The sequence below is a fragment of the Pararhizobium sp. genome (genome assembly GCF_035497515.1).
Lineage (GTDB): Bacteria > Pseudomonadota > Alphaproteobacteria > Rhizobiales > Rhizobiaceae > Pararhizobium.
Map to the genome: position 1 here is coordinate 1 of NZ_DATJDJ010000139.1, position 20,916 is coordinate 20,916.

18 protein-coding genes are annotated in these 20,916 nt (G+C 61.6%); 5 read left to right on the forward strand and 13 right to left on the reverse strand.

The window, feature by feature from the left end:
- Positions 1-269: 269 nt before the first annotated feature.
- On the reverse strand, positions 270-404 hold the full coding sequence (locus tag VL202_RS14180) for a hypothetical protein (protein WP_325464749.1): 135 nt from the start codon (positions 402-404) through the stop codon (positions 270-272).
- 42 nt (positions 405-446) lie between these two features.
- Here VL202_RS14180 and VL202_RS14185 point away from each other — a divergent pair, with 42 nt between their 5' ends.
- Positions 447-1,046, forward strand: coding sequence for a HutD family protein (locus tag VL202_RS14185; RefSeq protein ID WP_325464750.1), 600 nt, complete (start codon positions 447-449; stop codon positions 1,044-1,046).
- Between the two features lie 6 nt (positions 1,047-1,052).
- Here the strand turns inward: VL202_RS14185 and VL202_RS14190 are convergent, their stop codons facing one another.
- From VL202_RS14190 to VL202_RS14220, 7 genes are all read right to left on the reverse strand, one after another.
- Positions 1,053-1,976: an arginase family protein gene (locus tag VL202_RS14190; RefSeq protein WP_325464751.1), complete on the reverse strand. Its 924-nt coding sequence runs from the start codon at positions 1,974-1,976 to the stop codon at positions 1,053-1,055.
- Between the two features lie 2 nt (positions 1,977-1,978).
- Positions 1,979-3,136, reverse strand: coding sequence for an N-methyl-L-tryptophan oxidase (gene solA / locus VL202_RS14195; protein ID WP_325464752.1), 1,158 nt, complete (start codon positions 3,134-3,136; stop codon positions 1,979-1,981).
- Positions 3,137-3,158: 22 nt separating this feature from the next.
- Positions 3,159-4,652, reverse strand: coding sequence for a histidine ammonia-lyase (locus tag VL202_RS14200; protein ID WP_325464753.1), 1,494 nt, complete (start codon positions 4,650-4,652; stop codon positions 3,159-3,161).
- A 1-nt stretch (position 4,653) separates the two neighbouring features.
- Positions 4,654-5,424, reverse strand: a complete 771-nt coding sequence (locus VL202_RS14205) for an ABC transporter ATP-binding protein (protein ID WP_325464771.1) — start codon at positions 5,422-5,424, stop codon at positions 4,654-4,656.
- Between the two features lie 32 nt (positions 5,425-5,456).
- Complete coding sequence (locus VL202_RS14210) at positions 5,457-6,167, reverse strand: ABC transporter permease subunit (protein WP_325464754.1); 711 nt, start codon at positions 6,165-6,167, stop codon at positions 5,457-5,459.
- 11 nt (positions 6,168-6,178) lie between these two features.
- Positions 6,179-6,901 (reverse strand): ABC transporter permease subunit, encoded by a 723-nt coding sequence (locus VL202_RS14215; RefSeq protein WP_325464755.1) that lies wholly within the window; start codon positions 6,899-6,901, stop codon positions 6,179-6,181.
- 161 nt (positions 6,902-7,062) lie between these two features.
- Positions 7,063-7,902, reverse strand: coding sequence for a transporter substrate-binding domain-containing protein (locus tag VL202_RS14220; protein WP_325464756.1), 840 nt, complete (start codon positions 7,900-7,902; stop codon positions 7,063-7,065).
- 192 nt (positions 7,903-8,094) lie between these two features.
- Here VL202_RS14220 and hutC point away from each other — a divergent pair, with 192 nt between their 5' ends.
- Positions 8,095-8,862, forward strand: a complete 768-nt coding sequence (gene hutC / locus VL202_RS14225; protein WP_325464757.1) for a histidine utilization repressor — start codon at positions 8,095-8,097, stop codon at positions 8,860-8,862.
- A gap of 37 nt (positions 8,863-8,899) precedes the next feature.
- Here hutC and VL202_RS14230 read toward each other — a convergent pair whose 3' ends face one another.
- Complete coding sequence (locus VL202_RS14230; protein ID WP_325464758.1) at positions 8,900-9,499, reverse strand: TetR/AcrR family transcriptional regulator; 600 nt, start codon at positions 9,497-9,499, stop codon at positions 8,900-8,902.
- 186 nt (positions 9,500-9,685) lie between these two features.
- Between VL202_RS14230 and VL202_RS14235 the strand changes: the two genes are divergently transcribed.
- Together VL202_RS14235 and VL202_RS14240 are read left to right on the forward strand one after the other, a co-directional pair.
- Entirely contained in the window at positions 9,686-10,903 is a 1,218-nt protein-coding gene (locus tag VL202_RS14235) for an efflux RND transporter periplasmic adaptor subunit (RefSeq protein WP_325464759.1), read from the forward strand.
- A gap of 38 nt (positions 10,904-10,941) precedes the next feature.
- Positions 10,942-14,175, forward strand: coding sequence for an efflux RND transporter permease subunit (locus VL202_RS14240; RefSeq protein WP_325464760.1), 3,234 nt, complete (start codon positions 10,942-10,944; stop codon positions 14,173-14,175).
- Positions 14,176-14,251: 76 nt separating this feature from the next.
- On the opposite strand, the gene VL202_RS14245 is transcribed toward VL202_RS14240, so the two are convergent.
- The 3 genes from VL202_RS14245 to VL202_RS14255 all read right to left on the reverse strand — a co-directional run bounded on the left by VL202_RS14245 (position 14,252) and on the right by VL202_RS14255 (position 19,097).
- Positions 14,252-16,036 carry a PAS domain-containing methyl-accepting chemotaxis protein gene (locus tag VL202_RS14245; RefSeq protein WP_325464761.1) on the reverse strand — a complete coding sequence of 595 codons (1,785 nt, stop codon included), beginning with the start codon at positions 16,034-16,036 and terminating at the stop codon, positions 14,252-14,254.
- A 542-nt stretch (positions 16,037-16,578) separates the two neighbouring features.
- Positions 16,579-18,603 carry a beta-N-acetylhexosaminidase gene (locus VL202_RS14250; RefSeq protein ID WP_325464762.1) on the reverse strand — a complete coding sequence of 675 codons (2,025 nt, stop codon included), beginning with the start codon at positions 18,601-18,603 and terminating at the stop codon, positions 16,579-16,581.
- A 17-nt stretch (positions 18,604-18,620) separates the two neighbouring features.
- A complete protein-coding gene (locus tag VL202_RS14255) occupies positions 18,621-19,097 on the reverse strand; it encodes a GNAT family N-acetyltransferase (protein WP_325464763.1) in 477 nt (158 codons plus the stop codon).
- A gap of 417 nt (positions 19,098-19,514) precedes the next feature.
- Between VL202_RS14255 and rsgA the strand changes: the two genes are divergently transcribed.
- Positions 19,515-20,408, forward strand: a complete 894-nt coding sequence (gene rsgA, locus VL202_RS14260; protein WP_414692864.1) for a ribosome small subunit-dependent GTPase A — start codon at positions 19,515-19,517, stop codon at positions 20,406-20,408.
- A 72-nt stretch (positions 20,409-20,480) separates the two neighbouring features.
- Here rsgA and VL202_RS14265 read toward each other — a convergent pair whose 3' ends face one another.
- A complete protein-coding gene (locus VL202_RS14265) occupies positions 20,481-20,627 on the reverse strand; it encodes a DUF1127 domain-containing protein (RefSeq protein ID WP_325464765.1) in 147 nt (48 codons plus the stop codon).
- Between the last annotated feature and the right edge of the window lie 289 nt (positions 20,628-20,916).

The following is a 20,916-nucleotide window of genomic DNA, read 5'->3' on the forward strand; positions in this document are numbered from 1 at the left end:
GGCGTCATGCGCCATGCGGATGCAGGCTACGACATCGCCGTGGATTGCGCCAAGGAAAAGGGCCTGCGGCTTCCGGGGATTCTCGGGAACTGAGACTAGATCTGCGGCATTTTCGGAAGACCAGGATACCGCAGGACCACATCGTCAACCGTAACAAGAAGAACCCCTTCGATAAGCGCCTGAGCAATCAGGATACGATCGAAGGGGTCCTTGTGAAGTTTCATCGGTCTTTGACTTCATCTGGATCGTCGTGGGACATTTCATTGATTTCAAAAAATTATCGGTGGCGCAAATTTTCCAAGCGACTTGCCCGCCTTGCTGATTATGAAGCTCTCGCCTTTTGAAACTCTTTCCATCAGGTCGAACCAACGCATTTCGGCTTCGTGGATATCGACCGTTTGCATCATTGCTCTCCCTTGGATTTGATCACTCATTAGAGGTTTACAATGTCCGACGAACAAGAGCCAAACGGCAAGAGTTTTCTAATCCTGAAAGCCGCCGACCATCGCCACATGCCGTGGAAAAACGGTGGTGGCGAAACCACCGAGATCGCGATCTTTCCTACTGACGCCGATCTAGCCGCTTTTGGCTGGCGGGTCAGCATGGCAACCGTTGCCAGCGACGGGCCTTTTTCGATCTTTCCCGGTATAGACCGCACGCTGTCGATCCTTCAGGGCGACGGCATGGAACTGGATATTGCCGGCAGGTCACCTGTCATCCTGACGCAGGCGTCGGAGCCCTTGTCCTTTCCAGCCGATGCCGCGACCACGGCCCGGCTGATCTCCGGCACCATTGTCGATCTGAACATCATGACGCGGCGCGGCGTCTGGACACATCAGGTCGAGCGGCGGATCGTCGAAGGGCAGCATCATCTGGATGCGGAAGGCGGCGTCACGATGCTGCTGTCGCTCGGCAACCTTCGGATCGAGAACCACGGCTACGCCGAAGAACTCGGTCGACTCGACTGCGCGATCCTGGATGGCGTCATCTTCATCACCTCCGACATGCCGACGGAGGCCTATCTCATCCGCATCATGCCCGCCTGAACGCACTCACCTGCGGGCGAGATTGCCGAGCACGTGGCAGATCAGGCGGCCAACGACAGTCGCGGTCATGCCGTTGATGTCGCTCCTTGGCTGGAACTCGACGATCGAAAAGCCTGCAAGCGTACGCCCGGCCAGAGCCGAGGCAATCAAGTCGGTCACCTCCTCCAGCCAGAGACCACCGGGCGACAGCGCATTGATGCCGGGGCAGATGGACGGATCGAGCGCATCCACATCGATATGAATGAGCAAGGTTCCGTTACGCGGAATGGCATCGGCGATCGCGGCAACGCCATTGGTCCTGACCTGGCGCATGGTCACCAGTCGTGAGCCCCAGGCCTTGGCAGCCTCGACCTCTTCACGGCGGGCGCTGCCCACGGCGCGAATGCCGACCTGTGTCATCGAGCGGACGAAGGGAAGCTCCGACGCCCGCCGCATCGTGCTGGAATAGCCTTGCGTCTCCTCGCCGATCCGGTCGCGCCAGTCGATATGGGCGTCGATCTGCAGGATATGCAGGGCCTCGACATCGCCAAGACCCCGCATGAATGGGATCGCCGCCGAATCGTCGCCACCAATCAGGATCGGGATGGCACCGGCGGCGCGAATATCCCGTGTTGCCGCCTCGATCGCGGCCCGATTGCCGGCATTGTCATCCGGAATTGTCGCGACATCACCGAGGTCGACGACATCCAAGGCGCTACCGTTCAGCAGCGGACCGTCGAAATCGAAATCCCAGTGGTCGATATGAACCGAGGCGGCAGTGATGGCCTGCCGGACCGCATCCGGCGCTGCTGGTTCGGTTGCCGCGATGGCGGCGCCGGGATAGCGCGTTCCATGGAGTGCACCAAAAATCGCGACGGAACCCACAGGCGCCTGTGTCGCGGCCGGAATGCCGAGAAATGTTTCCGGGGCTGGCGTGAGGCGATACGTCATGCTCACGCCGCCCGCGCCGCCAGGAACCGGTCCATCGCCGCAAACGAGAAAGCACCGATGGGCAGGTCCGTGCCGCCCTCCAGCGCCAGGTCGGCGAGGATCTCACCGACGACGCTGGTGAATTTGAAGCCGTGGCCGGAGCACGGAGACGCAACGACGACACGCTTGTCGCCTGGCAGGAGATCGAGCAGAAAATCCTCGCTCGGCAGCATCGTGTAACGGCAGGTGGTGGAGCGGACGCGCAGGCCGGCGGCGGCCGGCAGCCGATGACGGATGAAACTGTCGAGCAGGTCGGTGTCCCGCTCGTTGACGGCGGGATTGGGCTGGTTTGGATCGATCGGCTCGCGGAAATGCGCGTGGCGACCGACCTTGACGCCGTCGACGCCGATCGCCGGAAAGCCGAAGAACGAGCCGTTATCGCCCTCGTCACGAATGAAGACCGGCATGCGCTGCGGCTGGGTGATGAAACCATCCGTCGGCTGATACCAGGAGACGACCTGCTTGATCGGGACGGCGAGGTCGCGCAAAGCCGGCACCAGTTCGCCGATCCAGGAACCCGTCGCGACGATGACCTTGCCGGCCGTGTAGCGGCCCGTCTCGGAGACGATGGAAACACCGGGGCCGCCGGGCTCGATAGCCGTCACCTTTTCCCCGAAATGCAGCACTGCGCCATCGGCGGCTGCAAGCTTCAGGTAACCCATGACGGCGGCCTCGGGACGGAGGTATCCACCCTGGGGATCAAACAGAGCGACTTCATCATCATCCAGCGAAAACACCGGGAAACGCCGGCGCATCTCGTCGGGACCGAGGGTTTCCAGCGGCAAGTTATGCAATGCGCAGCTCTTCCGCGTGCCGCTGACGATCTTGCTGTCCGGCTTGCCGATCTGCAGCACGCCGGTGATCGCCAGGACATCCTCGCGCAGCCGCGCCTCGAGCGCCCGCCAGTTGGCATAGGCCCGTTGCAACAGCGGCACATAGGACGGGTCCTCGAAATAGCCGAGCCGGATCAACCGGCTGTCGCCATGCGACGAGCTCAGCGCATGCGCCGGATAATAGGCGTCGATGCCGATCACCTTCACGCCGCGGGCGGCCAGATGCGCAACGGCCGCGCTGCCCATGGCGCCAAGGCCGACAACGGCAACGTCGAAATGGGCAGTCATGGCAGGTTCCTTTCAGGAGATTTCAGATGTGTGGAGGCGGCGATCCGCGCAGGAGATCGCGGGCCTTTTCCAGATCCCAGCCGAGCGGCCGGTCGTCGGCATAGGTTGGCACATTCGCGCGGATATGGCGATAGAGCACATCGGTGCCCTGCGCCCTTGGCGCGATCGCGGCCTTGAAATCCTGCGCCTGTGCCGCTGCGGCATATTCGATGCCGAGGATTTGCTCGGCATTGTCGATCACCGCCAGCAGCTTGTTGGCGGCCGCCGTCGGATGCCCGAGGAAATCCTCCTGCAGGGCAGAGGTGATTCCGCCATCAAGGCTTGCCGGCGCCCCGAGGCGGCGGTTTTCCGCAGCCAGCGCAGCCGCCGTATATTGTGCGATCATGAAGCCGGATCCGGCGCCGGGATCGACGGCCAGGAATGCAGGCAGGCCGCTCACCAGCGGATTGACAAGCCGGTCGATCCGGCGCTCGCTCATCATCGATATCTGGGCGACGGCCACTGCAAGGCTATCCAGGGCTTGGCCGAGAGCCGGTGCAACGGCATGGGCTTCGGACGAAACCACCGGCGCCTCGGGCGTGCCGGAGACCGCCGGGTTGTCGGTGACCGATGCCAGTTCCCGGTTCACGACCTCGCCTGCAAAGGCAAGCACGTCCCAGCCGGCACCATGCGCATGCGGCACCGATCGAAGGCTGAGCGCATCCTGCGTACGGGCTCCACTGGCGGCCGCGATGAGGCCGCTGCCGGCGAGACGCTCGCGCAGGACCTTGCCGACCTTTTCGATCCCTGCCGACTTGCGAAGCGCAAGAACGCCGGCATCGAAAGCCGTCATCTGGCCGCCGAGCGCCTCGATCGTCAGCGCCGCGATGGTATCCGCCCAGTCGAGCAGGCGCTCGGTGCGCGCAAGCGCAACGGAGCCCAGTCCCATGGAACAGGCGGTACCGTTGACGAGGCTCAGGCCTTCCTTGGCCTGCAGGACCAGCGGCTTGACGCCGAGCGCCTTCAAGGCTTCGGCGCCGCTGACGGTCTTGCCCTTCAGCTTCGCCCACCCCTCGCCGATTAGTACCAGCGCGATATGGGCATTGTGCGAGAGATATCCGGCCGATCCCCTGGATGGGACCTCTGGAATGCAATCCTCGCGCAGAAAGACCTGCAGCAATTCGACGATGGCAGGCCGAACGCCCGAATGGCCGTGCGAAAAATTGCCAACCTGAGCCGCGATGATGGCCCGCACCTCGCGCGCATCCAGCAAAGTCCCGACACCGCAGGCATGGCTGAGGATGATGTTGCGGGAAAGGCGGCTCTGCGAGGGGCGATCGACGACGGTATCGGCAAGCGCGCCGACGCCGGTATTGACCCCATAGGCCCGCACGCCGCTTTCGACGATCGCGGACACGATGCGACTGGCGGTCGAGACACGTTCGAGCGCCGCCTGCGAGAGAGACAGCGTCGCCCCATCGGCAACCGCCGCCACGGCGCGCCAGTCGAGCGCCGTTTCGAGCCTGATATCCTGCACGTCAGCCTCCGAAATTGCCGATGAACTGGCGGAAGCTGGGCGAACCGCCGGAGCCGAACAATTCGTCGGGCGCGCCATCGCTGTCGATCTCGCCGGATTTCATGAAGATCACCCGGTTGGAGACGTTGCGGGCGAAGCTCATTTCATGGGTGACGACCAGCATGGTCATGCCTTCTTCGGCGAGCGACCGCATGACGCGCAGCACTTCGCCGACCAGTTCTGGATCGAGCGCCGAGGTCGGCTCGTCGAACAGCATGACCTTGGGCTTCATCGCCAGCGAGCGGGCAATCGCCGCGCGCTGCTGCTGGCCGCCGGAGAGATGCGCCGGATAGGCGTGGCGCTTTTCAGCGATCCCGACCTTGTCCAGCAGTGCCTCAGCTTCGGCGATGCATTCGGCGCGCGGGCGCTTCAGGACATGGACGGGTCCCTCGATGATGTTTTCCAGGATGGTCATGTGGGACCAGAGATTGAACGACTGGAACACCATGCCAAGCTCGGACCGGATACGGTCCACCTGCTTGCGGCTGGCGGGAACGTTCTTGCCGCCACGCTGCTGCATCTGGATCAGTTCACCATCAACGGAGATTTCGCCTTCGTCGGCAATCTCCAGGAGATTGATACAGCGCAGGAAGGTCGATTTACCGGAGCCGCTGGCCCCCAGCAACGAAATGACGTCGCCATCGCGGGCATCGAGCGAGATGCCGCGCAACACCTCATGCGTGCCGAAGCTCTTGCGGATATTGCGGACGGAAAGCCGGGTCGTGCCTGCCATTGTCGTTCCAGTCTGGTTGAGGTTGGCGGGGCTCATCGTTGCGGCACCGGAAAAAGCGGGGCTCCGCGGCGATGCGGGGTCAGCTTGTATTCAAGCAATGCCATCGCCTGCAGGATCAGGAAGTTGAGGATGAGATAGATGACGGCCGCGCAGAGGAAGACCTCCATCGTTCGATAGGTCTGCGATATCAGCCGCTGGGCGACGCCGGTCACTTCCCAGACGGTGACGAGGCTGGCAAGCGCCGTGGATTTCACCATCATCACCACTTCGGTCGAATAGGCCGGCAACGCATGACGAAAGGCGATCGGCACAAGGATTCGGCGCGTCAGCAGAAAGCCCGACATGCCGATCGAGCGTGCCGCCTCGATTTCCTTGGCCGGAATGGCGCGCAGGCCGAAGCGGAAGATTTCAGCCGAATAGCCGGCCGTGCAGAGCGCCAGCGACAGCACCGCACAGACGACAGGTTCGCGCAGAGCCGGCCAGAGGAAACTGTAGCGGATGAAGCCGAACTGCCCGAGGCCGTAGAAGATCAGGAACATCTGGATCAGCAGTGGCGAGCCGCGAAAGACGAAGATATAGCCCTTGGCGAAATTGCGCGCGACCGCGTTGCCGCTGACCCGCATCCACACAATGAGGAGCGCCAGGATGCCGCCAAAGAAGACCGAGAGCGCAAACAGCGCCAACGTCATCGGCAGGGCGGCCAAGAGCGTCTTCATTGTGGAGAGCATGAAGTCGATGTCCATCACGCGTCTCCTTAGGCCTGACCGAGACTGGTCGGCATGCTGCGGTTGGCACGCTTTTCGGCGCTGTTGAAGAGACGATCGGAAAAGCTGGTCATGATCAGATAGAGGCAACCGCCGACGATGAAAAACAGGAAGTGCTGGCGGGTGGAGCCGGCAGCGACCTGGCTGGTGCGCATCAGATCAGCAAGACCCGTCACCGAGACCAGGGCCGAATCCTTGAGACTGAGCTGCCAGACATTGCCGATGCCGGGGATGGCGAAGCGAAATACCTGCGGGCCGATAATGCGGCGGAAGCGCAGGCCCCTGTCCATGCCGATCGCCTGCGCCGCCTCAAGTTCGCCCTTCGGGATCGCCAGATAGGCGCCGCGAAAAACCTCGGCCTGATAGGCGCCGGAAATAATGCCAACCGCCAGCGCACCGGCGGCAAAGGACGGCAGGCCGAGAAAGCCCTCGTACCCCATGGCCGTACCGATCGCGGTGACCGCGCTCGAACCGCCGAAATAGACGAGATAGATGATCAGAAGCTCCGGCACGCCCCGGAAAACGGTGGTGTATGTGCCGCCGATGAACCGCATGACCCGGTTGCCGAAGAGCTTGGCCCAGGCAACGAGCGTGCCGAGGATGGCTCCGATGACAAGGGCAACAGCCGTGACGCAGAGCGTCATCAGCGCCGCCACGAGAAGCAATCCGCCCCAGCCGGTGGGGCCAAAACCCAGAATTTCAAAAAGTGCCATGCCGCAGGCATCCCGTTGCTTCCGGCGCCCTCGTTCCAGGCTGGGCCGGCTTGCCGATCGTCAGGGTGGATATGGAAGGCCGCACCAATCCCGTCGGTAACGACCTGCCGCAGCAAGTGTGCCCACCGCAAGCAAAATTGCAAGCGGCAGGCAGATCCCGATCAGGGGGTAACGTCGGTCTTGAACCACTTCATCGACAAGGTCTTGATCGTGCCGTCGGCGAGAGCCGCTTCGATCGCCTTGTTGAACATATCGCGCAGGTCGGTGTCGGCCTGGCGGATGCCGAGGCCTTCGCCCGAACCGAAGATCGTGCCGCCGATTTCCGGACCAGTGAAGCCGAGCGCGCCGTTGGCCTTTTCGAAAGCGGAGATCAGGTAGACGGCGTCGTCGAAGACGAGATCGATGCGGCCGCTTTCGAGGTCGAGGTCACGTTCTGCGCCGGTCTTGTATTCGCGAACGGTCGCGACATCGCCGAAGTTGTCGTAGATGAACTTGGAATAGACGGTTGCGGCCTGGATACCGATCGTCTTGCCGGCAAAGGCGGCCTTCATGGCCTCGACTTCCTTGACGCCGGTTGCGCCCGGATCGAGCTTGACGACCGTGCCGGTGCCGGCGGCGTTGGCAAGCGGGCTATCCTTCAGCGTCGCAAAGGCGGCGTGTGTGTGGGCGTAGGGAATGGTGAAATCGATGATCTTCTTGCGCTCTTCGGTGATCGAGAGAGCATCCATGATCACGTCGAACTTGCCGGCATTGAGCGCCGGGATCATGCCGTCCCAGTCGGAGGCGACGAGCGTGCATTCGACCTTCATGTGGTCGCAGAGATATTTGGCAAGTTCCGGCTCGAAACCGCCGAGCGTACCGTCCGGATTGGTCAGGTTCCACGGCGCATAGGCGCCTTCCAGCGTAATGGTGACGGTCTTCCAGTCCTTGGCCTGGGCCATGGACGCGGAAAAGGCCGCAATTGCGACGGCACCAGCCATCAGAAATTTGGACAGGCTCATGTTCAGGTTCCTCTGAGGTTTGTCTTCAACAGCGTCCGCCGATCTGCGCCGGCTTGATAAAATCCCAGGATGATCAGGCTGAAAACCATCCTGTGCATCCGTGTTGTATATGGTACCATATGCTAATCTTTATGCTATGCAAGAGGCAGCCGTTATTGGATGCAAATTTAATTTCGCCCAGGGAATAAGCATATGAAGCGGACCAACGAGCTATCAACCCAGTTGAAATGGGACAGCAGCGATACCGAGGGCGGACCGCTTTATGCTGGCGTAAAACAGATGATCCTCGACCGGATCCAGAGCGGCGAATGGCCGCCCAAACATCGCGTCCCCTCGGAGAACGAACTGGTCGCGGAACTCGGCGTCAGCAAGATGACCGCCAACCGCGCACTGCGGGAACTGGCCAGCGAAGGCGAACTGGTCCGCATCCAGGGCGTCGGCTCCTTCGTCGCCGAACGCAAGGGCTTTTCGGAACTGTTCGAGGTGCGCAACATCGCCGAGGAAATCAACGAGCGGGGCCATGTTCATCAGGCATCCGTGGTGGTTCTGGCGCAGGAAACGGCGTCTCCGGATGTTGCCGATGCGCTTGGCCTGCCGATCGGCGCAGCCGTGTTTCATTCGCTGATCGTGCACAGCGAAAACGGCGTTCCGGTCCAGATCGAGGACCGCTTCGTCAACCCGGAAGCAGCGCCCGGCTATCTCGATCAGGACTTCACCACCCAGACACCGAACGCCTATCTGACGGCGGAAGCACCGCTCAGCGGCTCCGAACATATTGTCGAGGCGGCTATGCCGCAGCCGTGGGAATGCAAGCTGCTCGTCATCCTGCGCACCGAGCCCTGCCTGCTGATCCGTCGCCGGACATGGTCGTCAAAGCGCGTCGTCTCGTTTGCCCGGCTTGTCTATCCAGGCAACCGTTACCGGCTCGAATCGCGCAGTGGGAAGATCTCGGAAGAGTAAGTATCGGCCATAACATTGGCCATGTTGTATATGGAACCTAGTCCGTCCGCTTTTCCGGCAAGGGCCAGAACTGCAACGCCATGTCGATGACCCGGTAAAGTGCCGCGCGATCAGCGCCGGATGCCGCCTGGATCGCCGTCCCTTGAGAAATCGTCATGATGTACCGCGCCAGATCGTAGGGTTCCTGACCCGGCGGCAAGTCGCCCTCTTCGGCCGCCCGTTCGAACCGCTTGCCAAGATCGCGTTCCCCGCGATGACGATTCTCGATCAGGCATTTCTGGATCTCGGCCGCGGCCTCGCTGCAGGCAAGCGCCCCGTTGATGCCGAGACACCCGCTTGGACCTGTCTCCGCCGTCTGTGAATCGGCGAAGCCACGTAGGATCCGCTCGGCTACGTCACGCGCTTTTGGCAGTTCCAACGCCTTGTGAAAGAAGTTCATCTTGGTGCGCTCATAGCGCTCCAAAGCCTTGAGAAACAGGCCTTCCTTGTTGCCGAACACGCCATAGAGACTGGGTTTGGTGATCCCCATCCCTTCGGTCAGGTCAGTCAGAGACGTGCCTTCGTAGCCCTTGCGCCAAAACAGCTCCATCGCCGTTTCGAGGGCTTCATCGACATCAAACTCTCTTGGCCGTCCCATGGACGTTAACCTCCGAATTTTTTATACCGACCGGTACATAATTCGATTGACAATGATCGGCTAATGAACCTATTTCTATACCGAACGGTATTGAACGTCAATGCAAACCTTCTGTTCGGATCTTCTCCTCCCAAGCAAGATCGACGGACCGGCCCCGTCCCGGGTCGGAAATTCAGGATAGCCGCCATGTCTTTCGGAACTTTCAGAACCAAGCTTCTCACCACCGGCCTCGTCCTCGCCGTCGCGACGATTGCGCCGACCGCCTATTTCGACCTTGAAGGCAGCACGGCCGGCTCCGGCAACGCCGCCGACGCAACCACCGCTGCGGCGCCCGTCGCCGTTCCGGTTTCCGTCGCCATCGTCGAAGCCAAACCCGTGACGCAATGGAGCGAATTCTCCGGCCGCCTCGAGGCCGTAGACCACGTCGAAGTCCGTTCGCGGGCGGCGGGCGCCATCCAGTCCGTACATTTCCAGGAGGGCGCGATCGTTCAGAAGGGCGACCTGCTGGTCACCATCGATCAGGCGCCTTACCAGGCCGAAGTGGCCCGCGCCCAGGCCAACGTCACCGCCGCCGAAGCGCGCGTTTCCCTCGCGCAAATCGAGTTGAAGCGTGGCCAGCAGTTGCTCGCCTCCAACGCCGTGTCGCAGAGCGAAGTCGACCAGCGCATGAATGGCGAAGCGAGTGCCAAGGCCGATCTCGAAGCCGCCCACGCGGTGTTGCAGACGGCAAAGCTCAATCTCGGCTACACCGAAATCCGCGCCCCGATCACCGGCCGCGTCGGCAAGATCGAAATCACCACCGGCAACCTGATCGCCGCCGGCCCCTCCTCCCCTGTCCTGACGCAACTCGTGTCGCTCAGCCCGATCTATGCCAGTTTCGAGGCTGACGAGCAGATCGTCTCCGGCATTCTCGCCGAATTGCCGGAAGGCGCCAATGCCCGTAACTTTATCGATCGCGTCCCGATCCGCATGACCGTCGCAGGACTGCCGGATGTGACCGGCAAGCTGCAACTGGTCGACAACAGTGTCGATCCGCAAAGCGGCACGATCCGCGTCCGCGCCGTCTTCGACAACACCAACGGCGCCCTCATTCCCGGCCAGTTCGCCCGTCTGAACATGGGTCAGGCGAAGACGGAAACCGCCGTGCTCATCAGCGAACGTGCGATCGGCACCGACCAGAACAAGAAATACGTCATGGTCGTGAAGCCGGACAACACCATCGAATATCGCGAGATCACCATCGGCGCCCGCTCCGACGGTCTGCGGGTGGTCACGGATGGCCTTGAGGCGCAGGAGCGTATCGTCGTCAACGGCCTGCAGCGCATTCGTCCCGGTGCTCTCGTGGCGCCCGAGATGGTCGCGATGAACCCTGCTGCCGAGCAGCAGGCCTCCGCGACCAACTAAGCTTTTTTCCGCATTTCAGCACAAGGGCGGATCACGCCATGAATATCTCCAGGTTCTTTATCGATCGCCCGGTTTTCGCGGGCGTTCTCTCCTTCATCATCTTCCTCGGCGGCCTGATCGCGATGACGATCCTGCCGATTTCCGAGTACCCGGACGTCGTGCCGCCGCAGATCGTCGTGCGCGCCAACTATCCGGGCGCCAACCCGAAGGTCATTGCCGAGACCGTGGCGACACCGCTGGAGGAATCCATCAACGGCGTCGAGGACATGCTCTATATGAGCAGCCAGGCGACCACCGATGGCCTGATGACCCTGACGGTCACCTTCAAGCTCGGCACCGATCCGGACCAGGCCCAGCAACTCGTTCAAAATCGTGTCAGCCAGGCCGAACCGCGTCTGCCTGAAGAGGTGCGCCGCCTCGGTATCACCACGATCAAGAGCTCGCCGGACCTGATGATGGTGGTCCACCTGACCTCGCCGGAAGGTCGCTACGACATGACCTATCTGCGCAATTACGCGCTGATCAACGTCAAGGACCGCCTTGCCCGTATCGATGGCGTCGGCCAGGTCCAACTGTTCGGCTCTGGTGACTACTCGATGCGTATCTGGCTCGATCCTCAGAAAATGGCGCAGCTCGGCCTGTCAGCCTCCGACGTCGTCGATGAGATCCGCGCCCAGAACATCCAGGCTGCCGCCGGCGTGATCGGCTCGTCGCCCAATCTCGAAGGTGTTGATCTGCAGTTGTCGGTCAACGCCCAGGGGCGTCTGCAAAACGAGGAAGAATTCGGCGAAATCATCATCAAGACGAGCTCGACCGGCGCGATCACGCGCCTGCGCGACGTTGCCCGCATCGAACTCGGTTCCGCCGAATATTCGCTGCGCTCCCTGCTCAACAACAAGCAGGCGGTCGCTATTCCGGTCTTCCAGGCGCCCGGTTCGAACGCGATCGAGATCGCCGACCAGGTCCGCGCCACGATGCAGGAAATCAAGGCATCGATGCCGCAGGATGTCGATTACGAGATCGTCTACGATACGACCCAGTTCGTTCGCGCCTCGATCGAGGCCGTCATTCACACGCTGCTGGAAGCCATCGCCCTCGTCGTCATCGTGGTCATCATCTTCCTGCAGACATGGCGCGCCTCGATCATTCCGCTGATCGCCGTTCCCGTCTCGATCGTCGGCACGTTCGCGGTGATGCAATTGTTCGGGTTTTCCATCAACGCGCTCAGCCTCTTCGGGCTGGTGCTTGCCATCGGCATCGTCGTCGATGACGCGATCGTCGTGGTTGAAAACGTCGAGCGCAACATCGAGGACGGTCTGCCGCCGCGTGAAGCGACGTATAAGGCCATGAAGGAAGTCTCCGGCCCGATCGTCGCGATCGCGCTGGTGCTGGTGGCCGTGTTCGTGCCGCTCGCCTTCATTTCCGGCCTCACAGGCCAGTTCTACAAGCAGTTCGCGTTGACCATCGCGATTTCGACCGTCATCTCGGCCATCAACTCGCTGACCCTGTCGCCGGCGCTGGCTGCTCTGCTCCTGAAGGGACATGATGCACCGAAGGATCGCCTGACACGGGTGATGGACTTCCTGTTCGGCTGGTTCTTCCGTGGCTTCAACGCCGTCTTCTCACGCGGCTCGCAGGCCTACAGCTCCGGCGTGAAGGGCGTGATTTCGCGCAAGACCCTGATGATGGGCGTCTACCTGCTCCTCGTCGGTGCGACCGTATTCTTGTTCAAGGCCGTGCCCGGTGGTTTCGTGCCGCCGCAAGACAAGCAGTATCTGGTCGGCTTCACCCAGCTGCCGGACGGTGCGTCGCTCGATCGCACCGAAGACGTCATCCGCCGCATCAGCGACATCGCCATGAAGGTGCCGGGCGTCGAAAGCGCCATCGCCTTCCCCGGCCTGTCGATCAACGGCTTCACCAACTCCTCGAATGCTGGCATCGTCTTCCTGTCGCTGAAGCCGTTCGAGGAGCGCACCACGCCTGATCTCTCCGCCGGCGCCATTGCCGGGCGGCTGAACCAGGAACTGAGCGTCATCCAGGATTCGTTCAGCGCCATCTTCCCGCCGCCGCCCGTCCAGGGTCTCGGTGCCATCGGCGGCTTCAAGCTGCAACTGGAAGACAAAGCCGGGCTTGGCTACGAGGCACTCGATGCGGCCGTCAAGGGTTTCATGGCCAAGGCCTATACGACGCCCGAACTGGTCGGCATGTTCTCCAGCTATCAGGTCAACGTTCCGCAGCTCTATGCCGATGTCGACCGCGCCAAGGCCCGCCAGCTGAATGTGCCCCTGACGGAAATCTTCAACACGCTGCAGATCTATCTGGGCTCGGTCTATGTCAACGACTTCAACAAGTTCGGAAGAACCTATTCCGTCCGCGTTCAGGCCGATGCCACCTACCGTGCGCAGGCCGAGGACATCGGCAAGCTGGAGGTCCGCTCAACTTCCGGCGAGATGATCCCGCTCTCGGCGGTACTGACCGTCAATTCGGCCGCCGGACCGGAACGCGCCATGCGCTATAACGGCTTCCTCTCGGCTGACATCAACGGCAACACCGCGCCCGGCTATTCATCCGGCCAGGCACGGGCCGCCGTCGAGCGGATCGCGGCGGAAACCCTGCCGGCGGGCGTTACCTTCGAATGGACCGAACTGACCTATCAAGAGATCATCGCCGGCAATACCGGGATGCTGATCTTCCCGCTGTCCATCCTGCTGGTCTTCCTCGTATTGGCCGCCCAGTATGAAAGCCTCACGCTGCCGCTGTCGATCATCATGATCATTCCGATGGCATTGCTCGCGGCCCTTGGCGGGGTCTGGCTGACAGCCGGCGACAACAATGTCTTCACCCAGATCGGCTTGATCGTGCTGGTGGGTCTTTCGGCGAAGAATGCCATCCTGATCGTCGAGTTTGCCCGGGAGCTGGAATTCGAGGGAGCAACACCCTTCGAGGCCGTCGTCAAGGCAAGCCGCCTGCGCCTGCGTCCGATCCTGATGACTTCGATGGCCTTCATCATGGGTGTCGTGCCGCTGGTCACGTCCACTGGTGCCGGTGCCGAAATGCGCCACGCCATGGGTGTCGCGGTGTTCTCGGGCATGATCGGCGTGACGCTGTTCGGTCTGTTCCTGACACCGGTCTTCTACACGCTGGTCCGTGCGCTGACCGGCAACAGGCCGCTGAAGAAGAACGGTCATCACACTGCACCGACCGACTCGGCAACGGTCACGCAATTGCACCCGCAACAGCCCTTGCTGCCGGGGCTGGAAGCGGCCGAATAAGCCGTCGGTTCAACAAGGAAACAACGAAAAACGGCGCCGCTTGCCTGCGGCGCCGTTTTGGCTTCAAGAGTTCAGATCAGAACTCTTTCCAACTCTCCTGCGCCACTGCGGCATTGCCGGAAAAGGCACGCGCCACCTGGCCGGCCATCTTGCGAGCCGGAGATGCGACTGGGTGATGCTGACCCGTATCGGCAGCGCGCGGCGCATGGGTCTCCTGCCCGACACGGAACTGGCTGAGCAGGTTGAACAGGCCTTCGGCCTCTTTCGCCAGACTATGGCTGGCCGCAGTGGATTGCTCCACCATCGCCGCGTTCTGCTGCGTTCCCTGGTCGATGGCGTTGACCGAATGGTTGATTTCCTTGAGCCCTGTCGACTGCTCCCGCGCGCCTTCGACGATGGCCACGATGTTGGTGCTGATCTCCTGCACCTGCTTGACCATTTCGTCCAGCACCCTGCCGGTTTCACCGACGAGAGAGACGCCGTTCTTCACATGGTCTCCGGACGCATGGATCAGCGCCTTGATTTCCTTGGCAGCCTTGGCGGACCGCTGGGCGAGTTCCCGCACTTCCTGTGCAACGACGGCAAATCCCTTGCCCGCCTCGCCGGCCCGGGCTGCCTCGACCCCGGCATTGAGCGCCAGCAGATTGGTCTGAAAGGCGATTTCGTCGATGACGCCGATAATGTTGGAAATCTCGCCGGACGACTGCTCGATCTGCCCCATCGCGGTAATGGCGTTGCGCACGACCTCACCGGACTTCTGGGCATTGTCGCGGGTGGCGGCGACGAGGGCACCGGCCTCTTCCGCCCGACGGCTGGAATCGGCGACGGTCATGGTGATCTGCTCGAGCGCGGCGGCCGTCTCCTCGACAGAGGCTGCTTGCTGCTCGGTGCGCCGCGCAAGATCATCAGCCGCGGACCGAATTTCGCCAGAACCCGCGGCAATCCCTTGCGCGTTGGAGCCGACGGACTTCATGGCGGCGCGCAGCTTGGCCGCCGCATCGTTGAAATCCTGCCGGACCTTTTCCATGGTCGGGACGAAGGGACGATCGATACTCTGTGTCAGGTCGCCTTCAGCCAGTCCTTTCAGCCCCGCCCCAAGGGCCGCAACGGCGCCCATGCGCTCGGTAACGTCGGTCGCGAGCTTCACGACCTTGAAGACCTTGCCCCTGTCATCGACGATCGGGTTGTAGGCCGCCTGGATCCAGATTTCCTTGCCGCCCTTGCCGAACCGCAGGAACTCGTTGGCGGTAAATTCACCGCGCGCAAGCCCCTCCCAGAACCGCCGGTATTCCTCTGTCTGGACATAGGAGGGATCGCAGAACATCCGATGATGTTTTCCCTGGATCTCCGACAGGGTGTAGCCAAGCGCGCCGCAGAAATTCTCGTTGGCGGTGATGATCTCGCCGGCCGGCGTGAACTCGATCACGGCCTGCGAGCGAGAGACAGCGTTGAGCTTGCCCGCGTCCTCGGTCGCCTTCTGCCGGAGTGCGGTGATATCGGTCGCGAACTTGACGACCTTGTAGGGCTTTCCGCCGCGATAGACCGGGTTGTAGGACGCCTCGATCCAGATCTCCCGGCCGCTCTTGGTGATGCGCCGGTACTGTCGACGATCGAACTCACCGCGCGCCAGCCGGGCCCAGAACGCGCTGTATTCGGCACTGGCCGCCTCGACCGGATCCACGAAGATCCGGTGGTGCTTGCCCTTGATCTCGGAAAGCTCATAGCCGACAGCCGCGCAGAAATTCGCGTTGGCATTCAGGATATTGCCGGAAAGATCGAACTCGATGATCGCCTGCGACTTATGCATCGCGGCCATGATTGCTGCGATATCACCACCAAAACTTGGAAACAGTTTGCCCATCGAACACCTCCTCAGGCATCTCATTTTCGCGTCGTCTGCCGCCGCAACATACGCAGGCAATCAATCCGTCGCACATGCGCGCGGCTGCCATGCTTGAAACCCGCCCAACGGCGGTGGATGCTGGGAACGACCTGTCAATGGAAACATGCCGGGACTCCCGGCTTGTGCATTTGCGTCATGCTCGAACCTAAGATCGGCTGCACGTCACAACTATTGGTATAATATCTGAAAGAACAATTAATATTTGAGACAAGCTGGATTTGTTTGACATTGGACCAAACGAACCACAAGAAATCATCATTCGGAACTTATGTTTTTCATTTCTTTTGTGAAAAAAGGCAGTTCATTGAGAAATATCATGCTTAACGGCAAATGTCTGCATTGCGCCGGTTATCGCCAAATGCCTGCCGATAGACCGCATCGAGTTTGAGCCATAGGAAATACAATCTTTAATTGCTTCGTTATTCTGTCATCTTTTCAGTCACACCTTCGCTGCCGCGCCAGCCTGTTAACGACATCAAGAGGATGGAGCCTCGTCCAATTCAAACCTCGGCGTAAATGCCGTAGAGAATAGGCATGAGACCGGTGAGCGCCTCGAAGCGAGCGAAGGACTTCCGCTCGGGCTGCGTCCATCCGGTTTCGGCAAGCGCCGACAGGCGCGGGAAGACCAACCGATCGAAGACCCCACGATCGGTCATCGGCTCCGACCAGATGCAGCACTGCACCCCGAGCAGATGTTCCTTCTGGGCATCGCTCCAGCCTTCGACCGGATCGAAGGTATAGAGCTTTTCCGGATCCGACCATCCAGCCCAGCTGGCGCCCGGTTCCGACCAGGCCTGGCTGTTGGCCATGTCGAGGTAATAGACTTGGCCGGGGCAAACCACCATGTCGTAACCTTCGCCCGCCAAAGCCGCCGATGCCTCGACGGTGCGCCAGCCGAACAAAGTGGACCTGGTCTTGTCGATGACATTGCCATGCGCTGCCTCCTGCCAGCCGCCGGTGACGCAGCCACGCGAGGCGAGGAATGCCTGGATGCGCGCAAGGAACTCCGCCTGCAGGACGGCAGCCCCCGATCCGTCGATCTCGTCGGCGCCATGGGTGTTGGTGACGACGTTCAGGCGCTCGGCATGCGCATCGGCCATCGCATCGCCGCCGACCGCGCGCAGCCGAGCCAGTGCGACGGGAGACCCCGACCAGGCGCCGAGCGGAACCTCGTCGGCACCGATATGGATGATTTTTGACGGAAACAGCTCGATCATCTCATCGAATATCGTTTCCAGGACCCGATAAGTCTCCTCGCGAACGGGATTGAGGCAATTATCCGGGAAGCCCTGAACCGAATAGTAGCTGCCCACCTCGTCGGGGTCACGCAGTTCGGGGATGGCCTGCAGCATGGCGTAGCAATGGCCGGGCACGTCGATCTCCGGCACGACCATGATGCCGAGGCTTGAAGCCAGCGTGACGATCTCGCGGATCGCCGCCTTGCTGTAATAACCGCCGGTCACCTCAGGACCTGATCCGAGCAGTGGCGGGATCTTCAGTCCATGGCCGCGCCAGGCGCCGACCTCCGTCAGGGCCGGATAGGTGTCGATCTCGACACGCCATGCCTCGTCATCCGACAGGTGCCAATGAAAGCGGTTGAGCTTGTTCCATGCGAGAATGCGCAGGAACTGCGCGACTTCAGCCGTGCCGTAGAACTGTCGGGCGACATCGAGATGGACGCCGCGCCAGTCGAGCGCCGGCGCATCGACGATTTCGCCAGAAGCCGGAAAGACGAATGTCTCCGGATACTGTCGCGCACCGCGCAGGACCTGGCCGAGCGTGATCAGGCCGTAAAGCAGGCCAGTGCGCGTGCCTGCTGCAATGCTGATGCCAGTGGCGGAAAACCGGATCTTATAGGACTCCGGCGCGAAGCCATCATTGATTGCCAACGAAACCGGAAAGCCGCCTTCGGTGACCGGGCGGACGAGGCCTTCGACCGGAAACAGGGCTTGCGCAAGCGCAGCAAAGGCATCCGCCGCAGCGCCGGCTACCGCGCCTTCGGGCCGCGGGTCCAATCCCGGCGGCGGAGCAATCGCGCCCGAAATGGCGACGGTTTCAGGCCAGGGCACGATCGACACAGTGACCGGGGCCACTTTCGGAACCGGGTAGACGACGGCGCCGCGCGTCAGGGCGGCATTGTCACCCTTCGCCAGCGTCGGCGCGACCTCGACCGGAACGGCCGTCCGATCGGCCAGCACGACGTAACCGGCATTCGCGCCATCGGTCCAATGCTTCGGGTGATAGCTCATGCCATGCGCCTTCAGGATCCAGATCTCGCCCGGCTGCAGCACGAAGTCTTCCGGCGGCGCAAATTCGGCATGGTTCGAAAGACGCGCCACCAATTGCCCGCCCTCAACGCTCGCCGCCGGATCGATCCTCGCCGGGCCGGAGACGCAGAGCGTGAAATCCGCAATCGGCTGATCGCCATCATTGGTCAGCGCAAGGGAATAGACCGGGGCCTCGCCTGTTGCCGCCGGTATCCAGAAAGTCTCCAGGCGAAATTTGCCCCGTGCCGTCTTCGTCATCGTCAACTCCGGGAATCTCAATCGGCGCTTGTCAACAAGCCGGCATAGACGCCGGGCGCGGAATTGGGGATCGGCGTCGCGCCGACCGTGCGTTCATAGAATGCCGAGGGGCCGACATCGCCGATAATGGCATAGCCATAGCCCATGGCCTTGAGGTCGAGCAGACTTGCCAGGAGCAGCGCATGGCCGATCCCTTCGCCACGCGCAGTCTCGTCGACGCCCGTCGGCCCGAAAAATCCACGGGCGATCGATTCATGGCAGGCAAAGCCGATGAGCTTTCCGGCCCGCGTTGCCAGGAAACAGGTTGGCGGCTGGCGGGCGAAGGCGATGGTCGTTTCGCTTGCCCAGCCGGCACCGAATTTTTCGCGGATCCAGCCGATCACCAGTTCGAGTTCAGGTGCCAGCGCCCGCCGGATCGTCACGCCGGCTGTTGTCATCCGCGCATCGAGATCGGGAACCGGCGTCACCAGTGAAAGATTGACCAGATAGTCCATACAAACCTTGTTCTTGAAGCCCGGCTGCGACAGGGCATGCCGACAGTTGGTGTTTTATGATGATCTGCCGAAAGCAGACGGCGACAAGTCTTCACCCAACTGCCGGCATTTGGCAACGTCACCAATTTTCGAACTGGCCAGCTGCATCTCGGTACCAGCCTTGCAAATTGGGAAGCGCGTGGAAACACTTGGGGGTCGCCGACGGTTCTGCTATGAGCATTTCAATTCATTGCGCGAGACGAGATGGTCCATGAACGCAACACCGCATCCCCGGACACAACCGTGACGACACAAGCCGAACAAGCATTTCTCGTCTCTCTAGGCTGGTCCGACTTCTTCGCGTCTCAAGTCGAGCCAGACGAAGCAGGCCTTCTTCCCAGACGCATCGCGGAAGTTCATCGAACTCGACTGAGTATCATGTCCGAAAACGGCCCGGAACGGCTGGTGATCGACATCCAGACCAACACCGCCGATTTCGCCGTCGGCGACTGGGTGCTGGCCGACCCGAAAACCATGGCATTCCACCGCCGGCTCGATCGCAAAACCCTGCTCCAGCGCCGCACCGAAGGCCGCAAGACGCATCAGCTCGGCGCCGCCAATGTCGACACCCTGTTCATCGTCACGTCCTGCAATGCCGATTTCAATCCGGCCCGGCTGGAGCGCTATTTGGCGCTCGCCAACCAGTCCGAGACGAATCCGGTCCTGTTGCTGACCAAGGTCGATCTGGCGGATGACGTCAATGTCTATATCCGGGAGGCGCAAAGCCTGCAGCGCGACCTCCCGGTCGTGGCGCTGAATGCCCGTCTCGCGGACGCAGCCGAGGCGCTCGCACCCTGGTGCGGCACAGGCCAGACGGTAGCACTGATCGGCTCATCCGGCGTCGGCAAATCGACGCTGGTCAACACGCTGGCCGGCCTGGAGCACGCAACGCAGCAGCAAACGGGCGGCATTCGTGAAAGCGATGCCAAGGGCCGCCACACGACAACCGGGCGCTCGATGCATCCTATCGTCAGCGGCGGTTGGGTGATCGATACGCCAGGCATGCGCACCCTGCATGTCAGCGATTCAGCCGAGGGCATCGACACGCTGTTTGCCGAAATCACCGACCTCGCGCCTTCCTGCAAGTTCCGTGACTGCACCCATGCCCACGAGCCGGGCTGCGCCGTGCAAGCGGCGGTGAAAGCCGGCACCCTGCCGGTCGAGCGGCTGGAGCGCTGGCGCAAGCTGCAGGACGAAAACCGCAGCAACACACCACAGCTGACTGGTCCGCGCGGCAACAAGGTCATTCAGAAGAAGCGTTTCGGAAAGTAAGCAAACGCAAAAACGCCCGCTGCAGGGGAGCGGGCGTTTCCACGAAACTGATACTGAATGTCGACGGTCGCTTTAGCGAGCGACGGAAGCGCGTGCGATGTTCTGGATGTCGGCGCGGTCGATGCCGAGGTCGCGCAGTTCGCGGGTCGTCATGCGGCCGAGTTCGGAAACCGTCTGACGGTACTTGCGCCAATTGTTGAAAGAGCGTGCTACGTTCATGATAATCCCCTTTCCTGAGGTCTCGTCTGACCGGCTGCCAGTGCTTGGCGCCGTCGTCATTTGATGGCTGGAATATAAGCCCGCCCGCCCTTCCGGAATAGCGCCAATGCGACAACGCACCCATGCATCCGTTGCAATGGTGCGGATGTCAGCTGACCGTTTTGCAGCACATCGTGCCAACGGGACCATGGCCTGGCTGCGGAGACGTCATCCAATTTCATAAAAATCCGCGGTTCAAAAATAACAGGAGGCGCATGCTGGGACACTGCGCGGGAAACCGAGACGGGGG